The 23,666-nt window shown below is 63.4% G+C and carries 20 protein-coding genes; 14 read left to right on the forward strand and 6 right to left on the reverse strand.

The features are described from left to right. The first annotated feature begins 1 nt into the window (after window position 1). The 10 genes from Q8O96_RS13350 to Q8O96_RS13395 all read left to right on the forward strand — a co-directional run bounded on the left by Q8O96_RS13350 (window position 2) and on the right by Q8O96_RS13395 (window position 13,789). Window positions 2-1,171 (forward strand): alginate biosynthesis protein Alg44, encoded by a 1,170-nt coding sequence (locus Q8O96_RS13350; RefSeq protein ID WP_305948934.1) that lies wholly within the window; start codon window positions 2-4, stop codon window positions 1,169-1,171. Between the two features lie 83 nt (window positions 1,172-1,254). Further along, window positions 1,255-2,691: an alginate biosynthesis TPR repeat lipoprotein AlgK gene (algK, locus tag Q8O96_RS13355; RefSeq protein WP_305949027.1), complete on the forward strand. Its 1,437-nt coding sequence runs from the start codon at window positions 1,255-1,257 to the stop codon at window positions 2,689-2,691. 161 nt (window positions 2,692-2,852) lie between these two features. Further along, window positions 2,853-4,307 carry an alginate export family protein gene (locus Q8O96_RS13360; RefSeq protein ID WP_115581652.1) on the forward strand — a complete coding sequence of 485 codons (1,455 nt, stop codon included), beginning with the start codon at window positions 2,853-2,855 and terminating at the stop codon, window positions 4,305-4,307. 26 nt (window positions 4,308-4,333) lie between these two features. Further along, window positions 4,334-5,923, forward strand: a complete 1,590-nt coding sequence (gene algG, locus Q8O96_RS13365) for a mannuronan 5-epimerase AlgG (RefSeq protein WP_305948935.1) — start codon at window positions 4,334-4,336, stop codon at window positions 5,921-5,923. An 11-nt stretch (window positions 5,924-5,934) separates the two neighbouring features. Continuing rightward, complete coding sequence (locus tag Q8O96_RS13370; protein WP_305948936.1) at window positions 5,935-7,383, forward strand: alginate O-acetyltransferase; 1,449 nt, start codon at window positions 5,935-5,937, stop codon at window positions 7,381-7,383. An 8-nt stretch (window positions 7,384-7,391) separates the two neighbouring features. Next, window positions 7,392-8,516 (forward strand): mannuronate-specific alginate lyase, encoded by a 1,125-nt coding sequence (locus tag Q8O96_RS13375; protein WP_250329111.1) that lies wholly within the window; start codon window positions 7,392-7,394, stop codon window positions 8,514-8,516. A gap of 212 nt (window positions 8,517-8,728) precedes the next feature. Next, the gene (locus tag Q8O96_RS13380) at window positions 8,729-10,294 is read left to right on the forward strand and encodes an MBOAT family protein (RefSeq protein ID WP_102861239.1); all 1,566 of its coding nucleotides are present in this window, start codon (window positions 8,729-8,731) and stop codon (window positions 10,292-10,294) included. Between the two features lie 11 nt (window positions 10,295-10,305). Beyond that, window positions 10,306-11,484: an alginate O-acetyltransferase gene (locus Q8O96_RS13385; RefSeq protein WP_102861238.1), complete on the forward strand. Its 1,179-nt coding sequence runs from the start codon at window positions 10,306-10,308 to the stop codon at window positions 11,482-11,484. A 17-nt stretch (window positions 11,485-11,501) separates the two neighbouring features. After that, a complete protein-coding gene (locus Q8O96_RS13390) occupies window positions 11,502-12,158 on the forward strand; it encodes an alginate O-acetyltransferase AlgF (RefSeq protein ID WP_047301872.1) in 657 nt (218 codons plus the stop codon). A 179-nt stretch (window positions 12,159-12,337) separates the two neighbouring features. Continuing rightward, on the forward strand, window positions 12,338-13,789 hold the full coding sequence (locus Q8O96_RS13395) for a mannose-1-phosphate guanylyltransferase/mannose-6-phosphate isomerase (protein ID WP_102861237.1): 1,452 nt from the start codon (window positions 12,338-12,340) through the stop codon (window positions 13,787-13,789). Window positions 13,790-14,107: 318 nt separating this feature from the next. Here Q8O96_RS13395 and Q8O96_RS13400 read toward each other — a convergent pair whose 3' ends face one another. The 3 genes from Q8O96_RS13400 to Q8O96_RS13410 form a co-directional block, all read right to left on the reverse strand. Continuing rightward, window positions 14,108-14,380, reverse strand: coding sequence for a DUF3077 domain-containing protein (locus tag Q8O96_RS13400; protein WP_305948937.1), 273 nt, complete (start codon window positions 14,378-14,380; stop codon window positions 14,108-14,110). Window positions 14,381-14,906: 526 nt separating this feature from the next. After that, window positions 14,907-15,491, reverse strand: a complete 585-nt coding sequence (locus tag Q8O96_RS13405; RefSeq protein ID WP_102861235.1) for a putative adenosine monophosphate-protein transferase Fic — start codon at window positions 15,489-15,491, stop codon at window positions 14,907-14,909. Further along, the gene (locus Q8O96_RS13410) at window positions 15,484-15,963 is read right to left on the reverse strand and encodes a YhfG family protein (protein ID WP_180988522.1); all 480 of its coding nucleotides are present in this window, start codon (window positions 15,961-15,963) and stop codon (window positions 15,484-15,486) included. Before Q8O96_RS13410 ends, Q8O96_RS13405 begins: the two co-directional genes overlap by 8 nt. Before the next feature lie 422 nt (window positions 15,964-16,385). On the opposite strand from Q8O96_RS13410, the gene Q8O96_RS13415 reads away from it, so the two are divergent. From Q8O96_RS13415 to Q8O96_RS13430, 4 genes are all read left to right on the forward strand, one after another. Continuing rightward, window positions 16,386-16,850, forward strand: a complete 465-nt coding sequence (locus tag Q8O96_RS13415) for a multidrug transporter (protein WP_102861233.1) — start codon at window positions 16,386-16,388, stop codon at window positions 16,848-16,850. 36 nt (window positions 16,851-16,886) lie between these two features. After that, on the forward strand, window positions 16,887-17,711 hold the full coding sequence (locus Q8O96_RS13420) for an SDR family oxidoreductase (RefSeq protein ID WP_207815764.1): 825 nt from the start codon (window positions 16,887-16,889) through the stop codon (window positions 17,709-17,711). A 177-nt stretch (window positions 17,712-17,888) separates the two neighbouring features. Then, window positions 17,889-18,935, forward strand: a complete 1,047-nt coding sequence (locus Q8O96_RS13425; RefSeq protein ID WP_305948938.1) for a sel1 repeat family protein — start codon at window positions 17,889-17,891, stop codon at window positions 18,933-18,935. A gap of 258 nt (window positions 18,936-19,193) precedes the next feature. Beyond that, window positions 19,194-20,219 (forward strand): sel1 repeat family protein, encoded by a 1,026-nt coding sequence (locus Q8O96_RS13430; RefSeq protein ID WP_242553901.1) that lies wholly within the window; start codon window positions 19,194-19,196, stop codon window positions 20,217-20,219. 173 nt (window positions 20,220-20,392) lie between these two features. Here the strand turns inward: Q8O96_RS13430 and Q8O96_RS13435 are convergent, their stop codons facing one another. From Q8O96_RS13435 to Q8O96_RS13445, 3 genes are read right to left on the reverse strand one after another with little or no spacing between them, the layout of a single operon-like run. Further along, entirely contained in the window at window positions 20,393-21,253 is an 861-nt protein-coding gene (locus Q8O96_RS13435; protein WP_305948939.1) for an HlyD family secretion protein, read from the reverse strand. A 10-nt stretch (window positions 21,254-21,263) separates the two neighbouring features. After that, window positions 21,264-21,464: a DUF1656 domain-containing protein gene (locus Q8O96_RS13440; protein WP_007930063.1), complete on the reverse strand. Its 201-nt coding sequence runs from the start codon at window positions 21,462-21,464 to the stop codon at window positions 21,264-21,266. Next, the gene (locus tag Q8O96_RS13445) at window positions 21,454-23,661 is read right to left on the reverse strand and encodes an FUSC family protein (protein WP_250329098.1); all 2,208 of its coding nucleotides are present in this window, start codon (window positions 23,659-23,661) and stop codon (window positions 21,454-21,456) included. The genes Q8O96_RS13440 and Q8O96_RS13445 overlap by 11 nt, the downstream gene beginning before the upstream one ends. Between the last annotated feature and the right edge of the window lie 5 nt (window positions 23,662-23,666).

Below are 23,666 nucleotides of genomic sequence, written 5' to 3' on the forward strand. Positions count from 1 at the left end.
TATGAACACCGCCGTGAACGTCAATGTAGTGCATGAATCCGAAGCCCAACGCCAGCACGCCCGGGTCAAGATCCCGGCCAAGCTGCGCTTCTTCGGCAACGAGGCCAAGCCCCTGGAAGTGCGGGTCCACGACCTCTCCGCCGGCGGCCTGAGCTTCAACGCCGGGCAGCAGATGCTGACCGTGGGTGCCGTGCACAAGGGCCGCCTGCAGTTCGTCATCGACAACCTGGGCCTGGCCATGGACGTGGAGCTGCAGATCCGCTCCTTCGATCGCCAGAGCGGCCGCGTCGGCTGCCAGTTCCAGAACCTCGAACCCCAGGACATTTCCACCCTGCGCCACCTGATCACCTCGCACCTGGCCGGCGACATCGTCAGCATGGGCGACGTGCTCGCCACCCTACAGCGCGACAACTTCACCAAGGCGCGCAAGGTCAAGGACAGCGGCAGCGGCATGACCGCCATGGGCCGCCTGCGGGCCGTGACTTTCAGCGCCGGGATCTTCGTGGTGGGCCTGGCGGCGTTCGGCTTCATCCTCAAGTCGGTGTACGGCATGTACTTCGTCAGCCACGCCCAGGCCGGCCTGGTCAGCGTCCCGGGGATGAACGTCACCATGCCGCGCGACGGCACTGTGCAAAGCCTGGTGCAGAGCGACGGCATCGCCGCCAAGGGCGCGCCACTGGCCACCTTCAGCACCAGCATGCTCGACGTGCTCAAAGGCCACCTGGCTGAAGACCAACTGCAACCGGCCAAGGTCGAGGAACTGTTCGGCAAGCAAATGACCGGCACCCTGACCTCCCCTTGCGACTGCATCGTGGCCCAGCAAATGGTCGCCGACGGCCAGTACGCCAGCAAAGGCGACGTGATCTTCCAACTGGTGCCCCGCAACAGCCAGGCCAACGTCGAGGCGCGCTTCTCCTACCGCCAGTTCGGCGACGTGCGCCCGGGCACCCGGGTCAACTTCCAGATCGCCGGCGAGGATGAAGTACGCACCGGCACCATCGTCAGCAGCACCAGCCTGAACAGCAGCGACCTGTCCTCTGACATCCGCGTGCAGATCAAGCCCGACGCGCCGCTGAGCAGCGCCTTCGCCGGCCGCCCGGTGGAAGTCAGCAGCGACCGCGGCCCGTCGATGAACTGGCTGATCGACAAAGCCATGGCTGCGGGTCTGTAACCATGACAGTGCCTACCCAGCTCTCTGTAGCCGCTGCCGCAGGCTGCGCCCAGCCGCGCAGTGGACGCAATCCGGTCGACTCGATGCACCCCGACAACCAGCACGAGCGCTGCGCGCTCGATCGCAGCCTGCGGCAGCGGCTACAGGGTTCGGTGTTGCCCTTGGTCGCCGCCCTGGCCCTGGCCGGTTGCGCCGGCTTGCCGGACCAGCGACTGGCCAACGAAGCCCTGAAGCGCGGCGACACCGCGCTGGCCGAACAGAACTACCGGCAACTGGCGGACCTGGGCTACAGCGAGGCCCAGGTAGGCCTGGCCGACATCCAGGTGGACAGCCGCGACCCGGCGCAGATCAAGCAGGCCGAGGCCACCTATCGCGCCGCAGCCGATGTGTCGCCCCGGGCCCAGGCGCGCCTGGGCCGCCTGTTGGTGGCCAAGCCCGGTTCCACCGAGGCCGAGCAGCACGAAGCCGAAGGCCTGTTGAAAAAAGCCTTTGCCAACGGTGAAGGCAACACCCTGATTCCCCTGGCGATGCTGTACCTGCAATACCCCCACAGCTTCCCCAACGTCGACGCCCAGCAGCAGATCAGTCAATGGCGCAGCGCCGGTTACCCGGAAGCCGGCCTGGCCCAGGTGCTGCTGTACCGCACCCAAGGCAGCTACGACCAGCACTTGGCCGAGGTGGAAAGCATCTGCAAGGCCGCGCTCAACAGCACCGACATCTGCTACGTGGAACTGGCCACCGTTTATCAGAAACGCGGCCAGCCGGAGCAACAGGCCGAGCTGCTCAAGCAGCTGCAGGCCAGCTACAGCCGTGGCACGGTCAGCGCCCAGCGCGTCGACAGCGTGGCCCGGGCGCTGGGCGATGCCAGCCTGGGCAAACCAGATGAAAAAACCACCCAGGCCCTGCTGGAGCAGGTCGCTCCGGGTTACCCGGCGTCCTGGGTCAGCCTGGCCCAGTTGCTCTACGACTTCCCCGAACTGGGTGACGTCGACAAGATGATGCAGTACCTGGACAACGGCCGCGCCGCCGACCAGCCCCGCGCCGAACTGCTGCTGGGCAAGCTCTACTACGAAGGCAAATGGGTGCCGGCCGACGCCAAGGTCGCCGAAGCACACTTTCAGAAAGCCGTGGGCCGCGAAGTGGCTGCCGACTACTACCTCGGCCAGATCTACCGTCGTGGCTACCTGGGCCAGGTCTACCCACAAAAGGCCCTGGACCACCTGCTGACCGCCGCGCGCAACGGCCAGAACAGCGCCGACTTCGCCATTGCCCAGTTGTTCTCCCAGGGCCGCGGCACCCAGCCCAACCCAGTCAACGCCTACGTCTTCAGCCAACTGGCGAAGGTCCAGGACACACCGCAGGCCAACGAGCTGGCGCAACAACTGGAAAGCCAATTGCCGCCTGCACAGCGCGCCGAAGCCCAACGCCTGCTGCAACAAGAGCAGGCCGTGCGTGGGGCCTTGAGCCAGAACGCGCTGCAACTGCACGCCCTGCAAGAAGACGGCGAGGAAACCCTATGACGCTCCCCCCACTCAATACACCTCCTGTAGCCGCTGCCGCAGGCTGCGATCGAGCGCAAAGCGCTCGCCACACCAGCCCCCGCCAATCGCGGCCGCTGCGCGACCGGGCGCAGCCTGCGGCAGCAGCTACAGGCAAGCGTTTCAGCCTGTCGAAACTGGGCATGGCCCTGGGTTTTGCCATGCTCGGGTCCAACCCGACCCTGGCGGCGATGACCGATACCCAGAACTTCGGCCTGGAAGTGAAGATCACCGGCCAATCCGAAGATGATCGCGACCTGGGCACCCTCAGCGGCGGCGACGTCAACGGCCTGGGCCTGGACCTGCGGCCGTGGGTCTACGGTGAACGCGGTGCCTGGAGCGCCTACGCCATGGGCCAGGCGGTGACCTCCACCGACATCATCGAAACCGATACCCTGCAGCAGTCGGACGCCGACGGTACCCAGCAGTCGAGCAATGACGACCGCAAGACCCAGAAAAACTACCTGGCCCTGCGCGAGTTCTGGATCGGCTACAGCGGCTTCACGCCCTACCCCGGCGAGCAGTTGAAACTGGGTCGCCAACGCCTGCGCAACGACGACGGCCAGTGGCGCGACACCAACATCGAAGCCCTGAACTGGACCTTCGACACCACCTTGCTGCGGGCCAACGTTGGCGCCGCCGAGCGCTTCAGCGAATACCGCACCGACCTCAAGGAACTGGCGCCCAAGGACAAGGACCGCCTGCACGTCTACGGCGACGCGGCCTACCAGTGGACCCCAGGCAACTGGGTGGGGATTCGCGGTCATCACACTCACGATGACGGCAAGCTCGACTATCCGGTGCCCGGCGAAGCCGCCGATTCCCTGGACAAGAAAGAGAACGGCGACCTCACCTGGCTCGGCCTCACCGCCGACAGCGACGCCTATAACTGGCGCAACACCAACACCGTCAACTACTGGGCCAGCCTGACCGGCATGCGCGGCGAGCGCGACACGGTCAACGCACTGGACGCCAATGGCAACCGCCCGGCCCAGGCCAAGCGCGGCGACAACCTCGACGGCTGGGCCACCGACCTGGGCGTACGCCTGCGCCTGGACCCCAACTGGCAAGTCGGCGCCGCCTATGCCCGCGCCAGCGGCGACTACGAGCAGAACGGCCTGGAAAGCAACCGCTCCAACTACACCGGCACCCGCTCCCGCGTGCACCGTTTCGGCGAAGCCTATCGCGGCGAAATGAACAACATGCAGACCGCCACCCTGTTCGGCTCCTGGATGCTCAACGATGAATACGACGCCAGCCTGATCTACCACAAGTTCTGGCGCGTGGACGGCAACAAGCCGGTGGGCAGCAACGGCATCAACGCCGTGGACAACGACTATGACGGCAACGGCAACCTGCTCTCCAGCACCGCGCTGCCCCTGCAGGACGGCAAGAAAGACTTGGGGCAGGAAATGGACCTGGTGGTCACCAAGTACTTCAAGCAAGGCCTGTTGCCGGCGGCCCTGAGCCAGTCCATCGATGAGCCGTCGGCCCTGGTGCGTTTTCGTGGCGGCGTGTTCAAGCCCGGCGATGCCTATGGCAAAGACGTCGACTCGTACATGCACCGCGCCTTTATCGACGTGATCTGGCGCTTCTGATGCGAACCGCGAAGGGAGTGCCCGAAATGAACTGCTACCCCATGAACAGCCCCGCTGCGAAAGGCGCCATCAGCCTGTTGGCGGGCGCTCTGTTGCTGGCCAGCAGCTCGGCGTTCGCCACTGCCGAGCCGGCCAAGACGCCGATCGTCGCCAAGGAACTGCAACAGGCCAAGACCTATACCGTCAGCAGCGCGCCCACTGAGCCGTTGAACCTGGCCACGCCGACCCTGCCCGATCTCTCCGGCTACACCGCCGAGGCCGTTGCGGCGAAGATCGTGCGCAGCCAGCCGGGCAAGATCAGCGTGCGCCGGATGATGCAGGAAGACGCCCTGAAAGACTTTATCGGCGGTGACAACAAGATGGCCGAATGGGTGGTGCGCCAGCACGGCATTCCCCAGGCGATCTTTATCGACGACGGTTACATCAACCTCAAGGACCTGGCCAAGAAACTGCCCAAGCAGTACATCAGCGAAACCGCGCCGGGTGTATTCCTCGCGCGCCTGCCGATCGTGGTCGGGCGCAAGGGCATCCTGGAAATCGACAAACAGACCCAGGAGCTGCGCCTGTCCCAGGAAGGCGGTTCGTTCCTGGTCAACGATGGCCAGCTGTTTGTGCGCGACACCAAGGTCACCGGCTGGCGCGAGAAAGACAACGGCCCGGCGACCTTCCGCTCGCCCAAGGAATTCCGCCCGTTCCTGTTGGCCTGGGGCGGCACCGAGACTTACATCGTCAACAGCCAGATGGCCAGCTTCGGCTACGCCAACTCCAAGTCCTACGGGGTGAGTATTTCCCAGTACACGCCGAACATGGCCAAGGTGCTCAAGCGCGATGAACCCACCGGCTGGATCATCGGCTCGGATTTCTCGGACATGTGGTACGGCTTCTACTGCTACGAAACCCGCGACTTCGTGGTCAAGGGCAACACCTACAAGGACAACATCGTCTACGGCATCGACCCCCACGACCGTTCCCACGATCTGATCATCGCCGACAACACCGTCCACGGGACCAAGAAGAAGCACGGCATCATCATTTCCCGGGAAGTGAACGACAGCTTCATCTTCAACAACCGTAGCTACGACAACAAACTCTCGGGCCTGGTGATCGACCGTAACAGCGTCAACAACCTGATCGCCTACAACGAGATCTACCGCAACCACACCGACGGCATCACCCTCTACGAGAGCGCCGACAACCTGCTGTGGGGCAACAAGGTGATCAGCAACAAACGCCACGGCATCCGCATTCGCAACAGCGTGAACATCCGCCTGTACGAAAACATCGCCATGGCCAACGGCCTGACCGGCGTCTACGGCCACATCAAGGACCTGTCCGACACCGACCGCGACATCAAGCTCGACCCATTCGACGCTCAGGTTTCGCTGATCGTGGTCGGCGGCGAGCTGGCGGCCAATGGCAGCGGCCCGCTGTCCATCGACTCGCCGTTGAGCGTGGAGCTGTATCGCGTGTCCATGCTCGCGCCCACCAAAAGCAGCGGCATCAGCTTTTCGGGGATCCTTGGCGAACGCCAGGATGAAATCCTCGACCTGATGGTGCGCCAGCAAAAAGCCGTGCTGATCGACCCTGTCGAACGCCAGACCGAAATGCGCGATTGAGGATGACTGTCATGCCCCCACACCTGATCAAACTGTTGAGCCTGTCGGCGCTGACCGCCGGCATTCTCGCCGCCAGTGCCGGCGCCCGTGCCGATGAGCCCCAGGCGCCGAACTTCACCGCCGAGCCGTGCTGCAACCTGTGCCCGGCCGCCCATGATGCGAAGAACTACACCACCCGCTACCAGCAGAACTTCACCACCCTGGTGCAAGCCCAGGGCGACTGGCTGTTCCGCACCCAGGAAGACCTGCGCACCGAATTTGACACCACGCCGCAAGGCTATCGCCGCCTCAAGCAATTGCACCAAGCCTTCAAGAGCAAGGGCGTGGAACTGGTGCTGGTCTACCAGCCGACTCGCGGCCTGGTGAACCGCAACAAGCTCAACCCGGAACAGAAAGCCCGCTTCGACTACGACAAGGCCCTGAACAACTACCAGGCCATGCTCGGGCGCTTTGCGCAGATGGGCTACGTGGTGCCGGACCTGTCGCCCCTGACCAACGAACAACTGCCCGACACCCTGCCGGCCCACGACTTCTACTTCCGCGGCGACCAGCACTGGACCCCTTACGGCGCCCAGCGCACCGCCAAGATCGTCGCCGACAAGGTCAAGCAACTGCCAGCCTTCGCCGACATTCCCCGGCGTGAATTCGAGACCCACAAGTCCGGGCGCATGGGCAAGACCGGCACCCTGCACAACATGGCTGGGCAGCTGTGCGGCACCAGCTACGCCATCCAGTACATGGACCAGTTCACCACCGAGCCCAAGGGCGAGGCCGGCGACGGCGACCTGTTCGGTGATTCCGGCAACCCGCAGATCACCCTGGTGGGCACCAGCCACAGCGGCAAGAACTACAACTTCGCCGGCTTCCTCGAAGAGGCCATCGGTGCCGACATTCTCAACGTCGCCTTCCCCGGCGGTGGCCTGGAAGGCTCGATGCTGCAGTACCTGGGCAGCGACGAATTCCAGAAGTCCCCACCGAAGATCCTGATCTGGGAATTCTCGCCGCTGTACCGCCTGGACCAGGAAACCATCTACCGGCAGATGATGGCCCTGCTGGACAACGGCTGCGAAGGCAAGGACCCGCAGATGAGCGCCAGCACCACCCTCAAGCCGGGCAAGAACGAATTGCTGGTCAACAGCAAGAACCTGGACCTGCGCAACAGCGGCCATCAGGTCGACATCCGCTTCGCCGACCCTTCGGTGAAAACCCTGCAAGCCACCCTCTGGTACATGAACGGCCGCCACGAGGACATCAAGATCGAAAAACCGGAAACGTCCGACACCGACGGGCGCTTCGCCTTCGAACTGCGCACTGACGAAGACTGGGCCTCGCAGAACCTGCTGGCGGTCGAAATCCAGGGCCCGGAAGCGGGCACTGCCGGGCAGAAGGTCGAAGCGAAAATTTGCAAACGCAACGTATTCCCGAGCGCCGAGCAACGCACCGCGCAGATCGGGCAATGAGGTTACCTATGCAAAGCACACACCTGAAACGCCTGTTGATCCCCAGCCTGCTGGGGCTGGCCATGGTCACCGGCAGCGCCCAGGCCGCCGCGCCGCTGCGTCCGCCCCAGGGCTATTACGCCCCGGTGGACAAGTTCAAGAGCGGTGACGACAGCGAAGGCTGCGACGCCATGCCCGCGCCCTACACCGGCGCCCTGCAGTTTCGCAGCAAGTACGAAGGCTCGGACAAGGCCCGGGCCACCCTCAACGTGCAGTCCGAACAGGCCTTTCGCGACACCACCGCGGACATCACCAAGATCGAGCGCGGCACCAGCAAGCGGGTCATGCAGTTCATGCGCGACGGCCGCCCGGAGCAACTGGACTGCACCCTCGCCTGGCTCAGCGCCTGGGCCCAGGCCGACGCGCTGATGTCCAAGGACTTCAACCACACCGGCAAGTCCATGCGCAAATGGGCCCTGGGCAGCATGGCCTCGGCCTACCTGCGGCTGAAGTTCTCCGACTCCCACCCCCTGGCCAGCCACCAGGAACAGGCGCAGAAGATCGAGGCCTGGTTCAGCAAGATGGCCGACCAGGTAGTCAGCGACTGGGACAACCTGCCCCTGGACAAGACCAACAACCACTCCTACTGGGCCGCCTGGTCGGTGATGGCCACCGCCGTGGCCACCAACCGCCGCGACCTGTTCGACTGGGCCGTGAAGGAATACAAGGTCGGCGCCCACCAGGTCGACGCCGACGGCTTTTTGCCCAACGAACTCAAGCGCCAGCAACGGGCCCTGGCGTACCACAACTACGCCTTGCCGCCGCTGGCGATGATCGCCAGCTTCGCCCAGGTCAACGGCGTCGACCTGCGCCAGGAAAACAACGGCGCGCTCAAGCGCCTGGGCGAGCGAGTGCTGGCTGGGGTGAAAGACCCGGACACCTTCGAGCAGAAAAACGGCAAGGCCCAGGACATGACCGACCTCAAGGTCGACTCCAAATTCGCCTGGCTGGAACCCTACTGCAGCCTCTACACCTGCGCCCCGGATGTGCTGGAACGCAAGCACAAGATGCAGCCGTTCAAGACCTTCCGCCTGGGCGGCGACCTGACCAAGGTCTACGACCCGACCCACGAAAAAGGCAGCAAGGGCCCGTAACAGCAACACCTGTAGCCGCTGCCGAGGCACAAGGCTGCGACGCGGTCCAAAGGACCGCCGCCAGGGCGGCCGCTTCGCAGCCCATCGCAGCCTCGTACCTCGGCAGCGGCGACAGAGAACGTCATGAATGCAATACGCCCCCGCGGTTTTTCACGGGGGGGGTTGGGGGGGGCTGCGGCCTCTGACTATTGGTTAAACATGGAGAGATCGGGATGGTTTTCTCGTCCAATGTGTTCCTGTTCCTGTTCCTGCCGATCTTTCTCGGCTTGTACTACTTGAGCGGGCAACGCTATCGCAACCTGCTGCTGCTGATCGCCAGCTACGTGTTCTATGCCTGGTGGCGCGTGGACTTCCTGGCGCTGTTCGCCGGGGTCACCCTGTGGAACTACTGGATCGGCCTGAAAGTCGGCGCCGCCGGGGTCCGCACCAAGCCGGCCCAACGCTGGCTGCTGCTCGGCGTCGGCGTCGACCTGTGCATCCTCGGCTACTTCAAGTACGCCAACTTCGGCGTGGACAGCATCAACGCGATCATGACCTCCTACGGTCTGGAACCGTTCATCCTGACCCACATCCTGCTGCCGATCGGCATCTCGTTCTACATCTTCGAGTCCATCAGCTACATCATCGACGTCTACCGCGGCGACACCCCGGCCACCCGCAACCTCATCGACTTCGCGGCGTTCGTGGCGATCTTCCCGCACCTGATCGCCGGCCCCGTGCTGCGCTTTCGCGACCTGGCGGACCAGTTCAACAATCGCACCCACACCCTGGACAAGTTCTCCGAAGGCTGCACTCGCTTCATGCAGGGCTTCATCAAGAAAGTGTTCATCGCCGACACCCTGGCGGTGGTCGCCGACCACTGCTTCGCCCTGCAAAACCCCACCACGGGCGATGCCTGGCTCGGCGCCCTGGCCTACACCGCGCAGCTGTATTTCGACTTCTCCGGCTACAGCGACATGGCCATCGGCCTGGGCTTGATGATGGGTTTTCGCTTCATGGAAAACTTCAAGCAGCCCTACATCAGCCAGTCGATCACCGAGTTCTGGCGGCGCTGGCACATCAGCCTGTCCACCTGGCTGCGCGACTACCTGTACATCACCCTGGGCGGCAACCGCAAAGGCACGCTGATGACTTACCGCAACCTGTTCCTGACCATGCTCCTGGGCGGCCTGTGGCACGGTGCGAACATCACCTACATCGTCTGGGGCGCCTGGCACGGCATGTGGCTGGCCATCGAAAAGGCCCTGGGCATCAACACCACTCCACGCAGCCTGAACCCGGTGCGCTGGGCCCTGACCTTCCTGCTGGTGGTGATGGGCTGGGTGATCTTCCGTGCCGAGAACCTGCACGTGGCCGGGCGCATGTACGGCGCCATGTTCAGCTTTGGCGACTGGTCGCTGTCGGAACTCAATCGCGCCAGCCTCACCGGCCTGCAAGTGGCGACCCTGATCCTGGCCTACGCCACCCTGGCGTTCTTCGGCCTGCGTGACCTGTACCGCAACCCGGCACCGGTCAAGGCCAAGCCCGACGTCGCTACCCCCGCCGACGGCCCGGCCAGCGCCCAGCCCGGCCTGATCAAGGCAGTGCCCGGGGACACTCCCGGCAGCATTCACCAGCCCGGCTACATCGTCGGCACCGAGGCCCAGGTGCAACCGGCTTACTGGAGCGCTGACTGGTCGCGCTACGTGATGCGCGCCCTGGTGCTGCTGCTGTTCATCGCCTCGATTCTCAAACTCTCGGCGCAAAGCTTCTCGCCGTTCCTTTACTTCCAGTTCTGAGGGATCTGCCCATGACCCGCTCATTACGTGTGTTCTACATCGCCCTGTTCCTGGTGACCCTGCTGGCGCTGGGGCTGTGGTCGGTGCGCAGCTTCTTCGGCTTTAGCACCAACAATGACGCCACCGTGCTCAACGGGCGCTGGGCCAAGGCCGTGGAAACCCACTACGACGACCAGTTCCCGATCAAGCGCCTGGGCACCAACCTGTGGGCCGCCCTGGACTTCAAGCTGTTCAACGAAGGCCGCCCCGGGGTGGTACTGGGCCGCGACCAGTGGCTGTACAGCGATGAAGAGTTCAACCCCGTGGTCAACGAGGAGCTCAACCTGCAAGGCAACTACGCCCTGGTGGAAGGCGTGCGCCAGACCTTGAAAGAGCACGGAGTGAAACTGGTGATGGCCATCATTCCGGCCAAGGCGCGCCTGTACCCGGAGCACCTGGACGAGGTGCGCCCGGCGCGCATTCACGCCAACCTCTACCAGGACTTCCATGCCCGGGTCGCCGCCAACAAGATCCTTGCCCCCGACCTGCTGGGCCCCCTGCAACAGGCCAAGCAACAGGGCCAGCAAGTGTTCCTGCGTACCGACACCCACTGGACCCCGGCCGGCGCCGAAGTCGTCGCTCGCCAGTTGGCCCAGGCCATCGCCGCCAAGACCCCGCTCAGCGGTCAGCCACAACGCTTCGTCACCGAGACCCAAGAGACCGTGAAGCACCAGGGTGACCTGCGGCGCTTCCTGCCCCTGGACCCGCTGTTCGACAACCTGATGCCGGCCGAAGAGCCCCTGCAAAAGCGCGTGACCCGCGCCAGCGAGGAACAGCCGGCCGCCGACGACGCACTGTTCGCCGACCATGAAGTGCCGGTGACCCTGGTGGGCACCAGCTACAGCGCCAACCCCAACTGGAACTTCGTCGGCGCCCTGAAACAGGCCCTGCACAGCGACGTCCTGAGCTACGCCGAAGACGGCCACGGCCCGATCCTGCCGATGCTCAGCTACCTGAAAAGCGACGACTTCAAGAACCACCCGCCCCAGGTGCTGATCTGGGAATTCCCTGAACGCTATCTGCCTGTGAACAACGAAATCGGCGACGCCGACCCGCAGTGGGTCGCAGCGCTCAAGCAAGCCGGTGCTCGCCAGCAAAACCTGGCCAGCAACACTTCGAAATCCGAGACGCCCGACCGGGCGCAAAACTGAAAAAAGAGGTAACACTCATGACTTTCATCACTACTCCTCGCCGTCTCGCCCAAGCAATCACCCTGGCTGCCGGCATGAGCGTCCTGTCCCTGTCCGCCTTCGCCGGTGGCGACGCCGCGCTGTACGGCCCCACCGCGCCCAAGGGCTCGACCTTCGTGCGCCTCTACAACGCCAGCAACAGCGAAGTCAGCGCCACGGTGGGCAGCACCAACGTCAACGACGTCGCGCCCCTGGCCAGCAGCGACTTCAGCTTCATGCCCGGCGGCGACTACACCGCCAAGGTGGGCAGCCAGAGCGTGCCGGTGAAACTGGCCGCCGATCACTATTACACCCTGGTCAACAACGCCAGCGGCCAGCCGCAACTGATCGAAGAACCGCCGTTCAAGAACAAGCAGAAATCCCTGGTGCGGGTACAGAACCTCAGCGACCAGGCCCTGACCCTGAAGACCGCCGACGGCAAGACCGACGTGGTCAAGGCGGTGGCTGCCAAAGGCCGCGGCGAGCGCGAAATCAACCCGGTGAAGGTCAGCTTCGCCCTGTATGACGGCGATAAAAAAGTCAGCGACCTCAAGCCCGTGGCCCTGGAGCGCGGCGAAGCGGCGGTGCTCTACGTCACCGGCAACGGCAGCAACCTGTCGCCGGTGTGGGTGAAACGCCCCGTCTCCACCCGTTAAGACCTGTAGCCGCTGCCGAGGCCCGAGGCTGCGACGCGGTCCGCAGGACCGCCCTCCGGGGCCGCTTCGCAGCCCAGCGCAGCCTCGTACCTCGGCAGCGGCTACACCGAGACAAAAACAAGAGTGAAACGACAGAACGCAGTAGCTCTAACCCATACGATGTTTGAAGGAGTAACAACATGATTCCGGTGATCTTGTCAGGTGGTAGCGGCTCACGTCTTTGGCCGCTTTCGCGCAAGCAATTCCCCAAGCAATTCCTCGCCCTGACCGGCGAACACACCCTGTTCCAGCAAACCCTGGAGCGCCTGGTGTTCGAAGGCATGGACACCCCGATCGTGGTCTGCAACAAGGACCACCGCTTCATCGTCAACGAGCAACTGGCAGCCCGTAAGCTCGAATCCCAGCGCATCCTCATGGAGCCCTTCGGCCGCAACACCGCCCCCGCCGTGGCCCTGACCGCGATGATGCTGGTCAACGAAGGCCGTGACGAACTGATGCTGGTGCTGCCCGCCGACCACGTCCTGGACGACCAGAAAGCCCTGCAACGGGCCCTGGCCCTGGCCACCGTGGCCGCCGAGCGGGGCGAAATGGTGCTGTTCGGCGTGCCGGCGACCAAACCGGAAACCGGCTACGGCTACATCAAGTCCAGCAACGATGCGCTGCTGCCGGAAGGCATCAGCCGGGTCGCGCAGTTCGTCGAGAAACCCGACGAAAAACGCGCCACCGAGTTCGTCCAGGCCGGCGGCTACTTCTGGAACAGCGGCATGTTCCTGTTCCGCGCCAGCCGCTTCCTCGAAGAGCTGAAGAAACACGACCCGGACATCTACGACACCTGCCTCCTGACCCTGGAACGCAGCCAGCAGGACGCGGACACCGTAACCATCGACGAAGCCACCTTCGCCTGCTGCCCGGACAACTCCATCGACTACGCGGTGATGGAAAAGACCCAACGCGCCTGCGTGGTGCCACTGAGCGCCGGCTGGAGCGATGTCGGCTGCTGGTCGTCACTGTGGGACGTGCATGAAAAGGACGCCAACGGCAACGTCAGCAAAGGCGATGTGGTGATCCAGGACAGCCACAACTGCATGATCCACGGCAACGGCAAGCTGGTGTCGGTGATCGGCCTGGACAACATCGTCGTCGTAGAAACCAAGGACGCCATGATGATTGCCCACAAGGACAAGGTCCAAGGGGTGAAACAGATGGTCAACACCCTCAACGAACAGGGCCGCAGCGAAACCCAGAACCACTGCGAAGTCTACCGCCCGTGGGGCTCCTACGACTCGGTGGACATGGGCGGGCGCTTCCAGGTCAAGCACATCTCGGTCAAGCCGGGGGCCTGCCTGTCGCTGCAGATGCACCACCACCGCGCCGAACACTGGATCGTGGTCAGCGGCACCGCCGAAGTCACCTGTGACGAGAACGTGTTCCTGCTCACCGAGAACCAATCCACCTACATCCCGATTGCCTCGGTGCACCGCCTGCGCAACCCGGGCAAGATTCCGCTGGAGATCATCGAAGTGCAATCGGGCAGTTATTTGGGCGAGGACGATATCGAGCGGTTTGAGGATATCTACGGCCGCTCCACCCCGGTGGAACGTGGCGTCTCGGTGAAGACCATCGCCCAGTAACAGCGGCAAGTAGAAGCAGCCGTAAGCTTCAAGCGGCAAGCTGCAAGTAAAAGCAGGGAGTCGTGCTAGCAAGACCTTTGTGCTCCCCCTTTCCAGGTGCCGGCGTCCCCTATCCGCAGGCACTTGGACAGGGGGATTTTTGTAGCCGCTGCCGCAGGCTGCGAAAAGGGCCGAAGGACCTTCAGCGATCTCAAGCCCCCTGCGCCCGCTACGCGGTCGTTCGCAGCCTGCGGCAGCGGCTACAAGAAACAAAAAAGCGCTGCGTCCCTCCCACGAAGACACAGCGCTCTTTCGACTCCCTCCATCAGGAAACATCGATCAGGCGTGCAACACCTCTTCCTTCATTCCCAATCCCACGTCATCGATCACCGCCTTGCCCATTTCCGCCAGGAAATGCGCGGCCCAGGCGTAACGCTCGCCCTGGTCTTCCATGGCCGCATCCAGAGCGAATTTCTTGGCGTAGTACAGCAGGGTCGACGCGTGCTCCAGCGCCTGCTGCAGAGGCACGTCGGCATTGACGCGGAACAGGGACTGATCGGCATCACCACAGGAACCGAAGGTGACGAAGCCCGAGGTTTTGATAGCGCACATGATTGAACCTCCCGTATCAAAGTGAGGACTGCCACGTTCGCGACCAAACGAATGGGTGGCAGCCGTGCGTGGATTGGTCGACCGGAGATACAGGAACCCGGCAGGGACGAAGCCCTTCCACGCACAGCTGCCATTGCACGAATGCGCAGGCGCACAACCCGCCTGCCATAGCGAAATGGGACGCTGCTGCAGCTGCATCAAAACGGGTTACCAAGCGGAGGGGTGGCAGCTGCGTGCAGGTTGGTAAACCGGAGATACAGGAACCCGGCAGGGACGCCCCCTCCCACGCACAGCTGCCATTGCACAAGTGAAATGCGGCGCTGTTGCGCCTGTATCAGAACGAGTTACCAAGCCCGGTCGCTGAGTGTGCTGCGACGCTCAAAGGCTAGTCCGGGTTCGACACGCAGCAACGACGAAGGCGTCGCCGTTTATGTCCAAGCCATGGGTGTTGGGAATGTTTAGGATGGCGGCACGCCGTAGCACGCCAGAACAAGCAGGCCATTGCGGCCAACTTCGATAGGAGGTTTTAGGCAGTGACGATGCGCTTGAAGATCTCTGCCATGGGCGCGTAGTTCACATAGACGCCATTGATATTCGCTTCAAGCCACTCATCCTGGCTGACCTCTTCCCAGTCCAGTTCGTAACCGGCCGATAGCGCGAGGTGTTCAAAGAAGATCCGCTGGACTCGGCCATCGCCCTCGCGAAACGGATGAATCATGTTCAGCTCGCAGTAGAATTCCGCCAACTTTTCACAGAAATCGTTTCGTTCAAGTCCACTCAGCCAGTTGTTTTCTTGAAGATTGGAAAAAATCTTCAGGGCTTCCGCCTCGATTCTTCCGCAGTTACAGAAACGCGTCCCGCCCTTGGAGATATCAACATTTCTTATCTCTCCCGCCCAGGCATAGAGGTCGGAAAACAACTGTCGATGCAGCAGCTTGAGATTCTCCAGGCTGTAGGGCGGAGCAACATAGCGAACCCGACTGACGGTCAGCGCGGTGATGTCCCTCTCCGCCGCCTCAAGGGCGGCCATTTCCTGGATATTCAGCTTGTTTTTAAGCACTGAGGAGGCGGGGTAGCAGTAATGATCATGAGAAGCGTCGTATTTATCTATTCAACGGTCTTCCATGCTTGGCCAAGACTTTTTCCAACGAGGCTTTTTCGTCGAAGATCGGTATGTCTATGCCTTCCAGTCTTGAACTGCTTACAAAGTTTTTAAGCTTGTTCTTTTCGAAACGTTCGTAAGGATCAAACCTAGGACGAACAGCGCATTTCGACAACAAGGACAAAGCGTCTCTTAGTTCTGCAACATTCCTGGCGCACATCCTGAAGCCGATTCTTTTTGAAACTTCATTGCGCACAACCGGATAGGGCAAGGCATCACTGAGCGCACGTTCGCACTCTCGCCCCTCTTCTGCGAGGGCACTGAGGCGCTTCAACTTCAAAGATAAAGAGCTCCAGCCATTTGCCCCTAACTTCAAATAGAGCTGAGTTTCGACAAAGCGTTTGACCTCAAGAAACGTCCCCAGCTTCTTCAGATCGCTGATCTGTGCAGTTTGCAAAATCTGCTGCAGTGATACGTCCATCATCGCCCCATGATTGATGCCAAAGCCCGGAGATTATACACCTCATAGATCGCCACCACGGGCATGTCTCGTCCTTGGCACCAGCACTCTTCACAGTCGAAAGCGGAGTCCACCCCTTCAGCTAGCATTCGCCTCGTTCGATGTTTGCAGCCCTTAGAACCTGAGCATTTTCCAGTCCCGGTAAAGGTGTTCCAGGAGTGAATAGAGGCCCCGGGAGCATGCCAACCACCCGCTCGGGCGGGCACCAGAGTGGACCACATGATGTCCACTATCGGCATAAATCCGCTTTAACAGACCTTCTATTGTCCCTAACACCCCCATCAAAACCAGGCCTGTGGATAACGTCACAACAGCCCTCCTCCATCGCCAACCCCACCTACGCTTAGGTAGGATGTCCCCTCCTTTTCCCCGAGGCTCACCTCATGTTCATCGGCGTTCTGCTGGTCATCACCTGGCTGATCCTGCTTCTGCGCTACCCCGCCAAAGCCCTTCCTGTGTCCCTGGCCGCTGCGTTCGGCCTGGCCCTGGTGGCCTGCTGGGTGGTCTGGCTGGACAACCGCGAAGCCCAGCAACTGGCGCGCCTGGAGCTGCGCCTGAGCTACGCGCCGGACCACTGCCCCGCCGACCGGCCGCTGCAGGTCAAGCTCAACAACGGCAACAAGGTGCCCCTGGTGGAACTGCGCTGGCGGGTCGCCGCCTATGCCCCGGGGGATACCGTCAACCTCGCCGACAACCAGTACAGCGCCCCGCGCTACCGTGGCCCCGGCGAGTTGCAGGCCGGCGCCAACTGGCAGGACTGCCTGCCGCTGCCACCGCTGCGCCCCGGCTATCGCCCGCAAACCCTGGAGTTTCGCGCCGAGCGTCTACAGGGTAGTTTCTCCGACTGATTCGCCCCTCCCCTCACCCAGCACAAGGACCGCGCCATGCCCGTAGCGTTGATCACCGGTTGTTCCAGCGGCATCGGCCGCGCCCTGGCAGATGCCTTCAAGGGCGCCGGTTTCACCGTGCTCGCCACCGCTCGCAAGGCCGAGGACGTGAACACCCTACAAGACGCCGGTTTCAAGGCCGTGCAACTGGACGTGAATGACGCCCCGGCCCTGAGCGCCTTGAGCGAGGAGATCAACCAGCAATACGGCGGCCTGGATGTGCTGATCAACAACGCCGGCTACGGCGCCATGGGCCCGCTGCTGGATGGCGGTGTGCAAGCCATGCAGCGCCAGTTCGAAACCAATGTGTTCTCGGTGGTCGGGGTGACCCGGGCGATGTTCCCGGTGCTGCGCCGCAGCCGTGGCCTGGTGGTGAATATCGGCAGTGTGTCCGGGGTGCTGGTGACGCCGTTTGCCGGCGCCTACTGCGCCTCGAAGGCCGCGGTGCATGCCTTGAGCGACGCCCTGCGCATGGAGCTGTCGCCGTTCGGCATCCGGGTCATGGAAGTGCAGCCCGGGGCCATTGCATCGAGCTTCGCCAAGAACGCCGGGCATGAAGCCGAACAGCTGCTCAACGAACAATCGCCCTGGTGGCCCCTGCGCGAGGGCATCCGCGCCCGGGCCAAGGCCTCCCAGGACAAGCCGACCCCCGCCAGCGAATTTGCCGCCGGCTTGCTCAAGGCCGTGCAGCAGGACAACCCGCCGCGCCTGGTGCGCCTGGGCAATGGCAGCCGCGCCCTGCCGCTGCTGGCCAACCTGCTGCCCAAGGGTTGGCTGGAGAAGGGACTGATGAAGCGGTTTGGCTTGAACGCCAAGCTCTGAGCACCCCACGCAGGGCATCCGTTGCATGACACCGTTGTATGCCGCGCCGATGCCCATAGAATGCCCGCACTCAAATTCCAGGGAAGCGGCACCTCAGGCACGCAACGGCTGCACCCCGCCCCTGCTCATGCCCTCTTGGCGTCCTGCCTTTTACGATTGAACCTCAGGGACTCTTCATTGAAATCTCGTAGCCTGCTGCCCTTGGCCATCCTCACTCTGCTGCTGGGCTGCAATGCCTCGTCACCGGACGAAAAACTCAATGCCACCCTGCCGGACCTGAGCCTGGAACAGATCCTGCCCAAGGTCGAGGCCAACCCGTACTGCTCACCGGAGATGGACAGCGAACGGCTGGTCGGCCTCGGCATCCGACTGATCAATGAGGACGAGGTGCGGCATGGCGCAAGCCGTACCCTGCTGGCAAGCCAGGCCATACAGATGGCCCGCGCCTGCCTGATCATGGCCGCCCCCCACAACACCATGAGCCTGTGCATCCTGGGCGGGATCGTCGGCTCCAGGCAGAAGGACTATGACAAAAGCGAAGCCTTCAACTACATCGCCTACGCCGCCCAGCACAATGAATCCTGTGCGGAAGCGGGCCTGTACCACATCTATAACGTCGGCAAGCTGGACCAGCCCCCGAACAAGGCATTGGCCATGGCCTGGCTGGAACGCGCCGCTCGGCACGGCGACCAGGACTCGCAACAGGAGATGGTGCGCCGCAACGAACAGGACAATTTGCCGCTGGCCTTCGCCTGGGCCCGAACCCTGGATGACGCCCAAACGCTCGCAGCGCTGAAACGCAAGATGAGCCCTCAGCAGTTGGCCGAAGGCGAGCAGCATTACACCCGATTGCTCGGTCAACTCACGCCGAAACAGGAGATTGAGCAGGCGCTGCGCCAGGACCTCATCGCCCTGGGCACAGGGGATCTGTACTTCAGCTACCCGGAAGTATTCGCGGGCATGTCGCCTGAGCAACGGCATGCGTTCGTCGCCCAGTTGGTGGACATGCAGGACCGCCACCCGAAGTTCCACACCCGCGGCCAACTGGTGGCCTACGCCTTGATCTCCCGCCTGGTGCAGAGCACCGGCCCGGCCGTGGACCTGTGGCAAGACCCGGCGCTGCAGGCCGTGCTGGAGGACGATGACCTGAGCGTGGAAGACAGCGTAGCCAAGGCCAAAATCATTCTGGCCAAGCGCAAGTCAGAACGGGAGCGGCGGCGCTAGCGCTGTTGAAGCCGTCGCCGAAGTGTCATCCGCTCAAGGCCTCAGGTCCCCTTGCCGCGGTCAACCAGATGCCGCGGTTTGGGTTGTACGCCCTCTCAATCCCAGTAGAATGCGCGACCTTGAGCCCTTAGGGCTCATGCAGCATGGAATCGCTGGCGTCGACACCCAAGCACGGAATGGCTAACGCTCCACCCTCTCCCGTCCTGTCCCAGCCTGATTTCATGCGCGCCTTTTCATTCGCCGATCAGGGAATACCCATTGAAATTGTTCAACGCGCTGCCACTGGCCTTGGCTGTCTTGCTGGCGGCCTGCGCCTCCACAGCTCCGGAAAACACCGAACCGAAAGTCCCCGAACTGAATGACACCCTGCCCAAGCTGACGCTGGACAGCGTCTTGCCCAAGGTCAGCAGCAACGAATACTGCAACCCGGCCATGGAGGCCGATCTGCTGTACGGCATCGGTTACAAGCTGAACGAGATCGAGGACTACAAGAACGCCAAGGGCTGCTTCGCCATGGCCGCGCCGCACTACACCCGGGCCTTCTGCTACCTGTCCACCACCACTGACCAGGAAACGGACAAGCCCAAGGCCGAGCGCGACCGCGAGTCGTTCAACTACATCGCCTACTCGGCGTCGCAGAACGATTGGTGCGCCGAGTACGGCATGTACGCCACCTACTGGTTCGGCGACAAGGACATTCCCAAGGACCGGGACCTGGCCCTGCGCTGGCTGGAACGCTCGGCGCTGCACGGCAACCCGGAACCGCAGCAGAGCCTGGCCGACGCCGCCGAAGAGTCCGGCGATCTGGTGAAGGCCTACGCCTGGCTGAAAGTCATCGACAACACCGAGGACACCAGCCAGCTGGATGCCCTGAAAGGCAAGATGAGCCCAGAGCAACTGGCCGAAGGCGAACAGCGCTTTGCCGACCTCAAGAAGCGCGTAACCAGCAAGCAGGTGATGTACGACGAAGCGCGGGATGAGGAGGTGGCGATTTTCTCGGCCGAGATCCATTTCGATCTCCCCGACCTGTTCCAGGGCATGACCACGGCCGAGCGCCAGGCCTTTGTCAAAGCGGCCATTGCCAAGGCCCGGGACAGCGGCAAGTTCGATCTGCATTACGCGGTGACCCAGTACATCATCGTCTCGCGCCTGGCCCAACAACGTTACCCCGGTGTCGACGTGCTGCAGAACCCGAAGCTGGTGGCCGCGATCAACCACGTCAACGACGGTCTGGAAGCCACGGCGAAGAAGTCCCTGGCGATCATGCAGAAAACCTACAAATAACCGTCCCCCCCACTGTCGTAGGAGCCGGCTTGCCGGCGAAAGGGCCCGCGAGCCTCGCATCACCCATGCCGACGCTTTCGCTGGCAAGCCAGCTCCTACAGCCGATGCCTCCCTCGTAGGAGCCAGCTTGCCGGCGAAGAGGCCCGCGAGCCTTGCATCGCCCCTGCCAGCTCTTACAGGGGCTCGAGGTTGACGATGACGGTGCAGGTGATGCCCGCCGCCAGCAGCACGCCTTCCGGCACTTCATCGATGTGGATGCGCACCGGCACGCGCTGGGCCAGGCGCACCCAGTTGAAGGTCGGGTTGACGTCGGCGATCAGTTCGCGGCTTTCCGGGTTGTCGCGGTCGTAGATGCCGCGGGAAATGCTTTCCACGTGGCCCTTGAGCACTTCGCCGCTCATCAGTTGCATGTCCGCTTTATCCCCCACGCGCACGTGGGGCAGCTTGGTTTCTTCGAAGAAGCCGTAGACCCAGAACGAGTTCATGTCGACCACCGCCATCTTCGCCTCGCCAATGCGTGCGTAGTCGCCGCGGTGCACGTTGAGGTTGGTGACGTAGCCGTCCACCGCCGCCCGCACCTGGGTGCGTTTGAGGTTGAGCTCCGCCGCTTCCAGCTGGGCCTGGGCGTGCTGGTAGTCGGCCAGGGCCGAGTCGGCGATGTTGCCGGCGTCGTCGCGGTTTTCCTTGGAGATCACCAGGTTGTCCAGGTCGGCGCGGCGCTTGGCGTTGACCTTGCGCATCTCCCAGGTGGCCTTCTTCGAGGCCACCAGCGATTGCGCCTGCTTGACCGCGATCTGGTAGTGCTCGGGGTCGATCTGCATCAGCAGATCGCCCTTGCGCACCAACTGGTTGTCCTTGACCGGCACGTCCACCACTTCACCGGTGACGTCGGCGGCGACGTTGATGATGTCCGCCCGCACCCGGCCGTCACGGGTCCAGGGGGTGTACATGTAGTGCTCCCACAGGGTACGGCCGATCCACAGGGCCAGGGCCAGCACGAGCAGGGTGGCGAGCAGGCTGAAAAACTTTTTCATTGGGCGAATCTCAACGGTAGACAGTGAGCGCCATGGCGCCGAACAGACAGCAGAACAGGCTCAGGCGCAGCAGCGCCGGGTGCCAGAAGAAGCGATACAGGTCATAGCCGGAAATGAACCGGTCCAGGGCCCAGGCCAGGGCAGCGGCGATGAAGAACATCAGGGTCATGGTGGGCATGTAAACGCCGTGGAAGGCGATTTCACGAGGCATGGTCAAGTCCTTGGGGGGCAGGCGCCGCCGGCTTGGCCACGGCATAGGCCGCCAGCGGCGATTGCGGGTCGAGCAGTGAAGTGCGGATGAAGTGCAGGTAGCTCTTGACCCGGCGCAGGGCCGAGGTGTCGAAGTGCGGGGCAAAGGGTTCGTCGGTGGCCTGGACCCGGCTGATGGCGTGGTCCACGGCGATCAGCCCGCGCTCCAGGTTGCTCTGGCTCGGTTGCAGGAACAGCCGCACCAGGGAGCGCCCCATGACCCGGATCGCCTGGCGCCAGGGCTGGGATTCGGCATAGGCCGGGTGCACCGGGAGGATCGCCTGTTCCTTGCGCAACTCGATGATGGCGTGGCCGACTTCCAGCACCACGAACATCCAGCGCAGCAGTTCGCTCTGCACCTTGGGCTGACCCACCGCCAGGCCATAGGCCTGGTGCAGCAGGTCGCGGGTGCGGCTCTCGAAACTGGAGGCCAGGCCCTTGAGCTTGCCGCTGATGGCGTACACCACCTGGCCGCGCAGGTCCTGCTCCAGGCGCCGCCACAGCCATCGACTGTTGGGCGGCAGGATGATCGCCCCGGCCGCGGCGCAGACCAGCATGCCCATGACCATGGCGATGTAGTCGTTGATGAAGGTGTAGGGGTTGTAGACGGTCAGGTTGTCCGGCACCGAACCGGTGCTGAAGAAGATCAGCAGGCCCAGGCCGACCCCGGCGTACTTGGGCCGCGAGGCGAGGAATGAACCGAGCACGATCACCGGCGCCAGCATCAGGCACAGCAGCGGGAAGCCGTCGATCCAGGGGAACACGAAGAACATTTCGACGAAGCCCACCAGGGCCCCGATCAAGGTCCCGCAGGCCATCTGGAAGGCCATGCGCTTGGGGTTCGGCGTCGCGGCGGACAGGCCGATGGTGGCGGCGGCGATCAGGGTCATGGTGGCGCCGCTGGGCCAGGCGGTGGCCACCCAGTAGCTGCCCAGCACCACCAGCACAAAGGCCGCGCGGATGCCCGAAGCGGCGCAGGCCAGCCAGTTGGTCTGCGGCGTGTAGGGCTCGTCCCAGCGCTCGCGTTCGTGACTGTGGTCGGCCAGGGATGCGTGGGTCTGGGCATAGCTGTGCATCTCGTCGACGAAGCGGTAGAGCAGCTCGTAGGCGGTGTGGAAATCCAGCTGCTCGGCATCGCTCGGACCGCTCTCCTGGAAGGCCGCGCGCAGGCTGCGCACCCGCGCCGGCAGCTCGCTCTTGTAGGCCGCCAGGGCCGTGGCCAGGCGCGCCGCGTCGGGGCTGGTGAGGGCCCGACCGGAGAAACCGTCCAGCAGTTCCGCCAGGTCCTGCAGGCCCGGCTTGATCGCCGCCACCACATGGTCGGCGCCGCTGCTGCGCAGGCGTTCGAGCAACTGGTGCAGGGCGTTGAAGCGCGTGGTAATGCCCATGAACTCGCTGTTCAAGCGGCTCAGGCGGCCATTGCGCCGGCGCATGTGCGGGTCTTCAAACACAGTGACGCTGCGCAGCCCTTCCAGGCCCACGGCCTCGGCAATGAAGCGCACGTTGCTGCTTTCAAAGCTGTCGCGCTGGCTGCGCCCGCGCAGGCCGTCGGTGACGAACAGGGCGAACACCCCAAAGCGCTGGTACAGGGCGTTGCGCATGGCGGCGCTGGCGGTCTGCGGCAGGATCGCGGCGCTGACCAGGGTCGAGCAGAGAATCCCCAGGGAGATCTCCAGCACCCGCCACACCGCCGCCATGAAGGCACCTTCCGGGTGAGCCAGGGCCGGCAGCCCGACCATGGCCGCGGTGTAGCCGGCCAGCACGAAACCGTAGGCGCGAAAGTTGCGGTAGCGCGCGGCACCGGCCGAGCAGATGCCGACCCAGATCGCCAGTGAGCCGAGGAACAGCTCGGTGTTCTGGGCGAACAGGGCGATCAGCGCCACCATCACCGCCGAGCCGGTCAGGGTGCCGAGAAAGCGGTAGAAACTCTTGGCGAACACCTGGCCGCTCTGCGGCTGCATGACGATGAACACGGTGATCATCGCCGTGCGCGGTTGCGGCAACTCCAGGCGCATGGCCAGCCACAGGGTGAGGAACGCGGCGGCCAGGACCTTGAAGATATACACCCAGGTCACGCCGTCGCTGCGCGCCCAGTCGAAGAAACCCCGGCGCCATTCCAGGGAGTACAGCCAGCGCAAAGGGGCGGGCAAGGAAGTCATGAGGG

This window comes from Pseudomonas sp. LPH60, from assembly GCF_030718165.1.
Taxonomy (GTDB): Bacteria; Pseudomonadota; Gammaproteobacteria; order Pseudomonadales; family Pseudomonadaceae; genus Aquipseudomonas; species Aquipseudomonas danubii.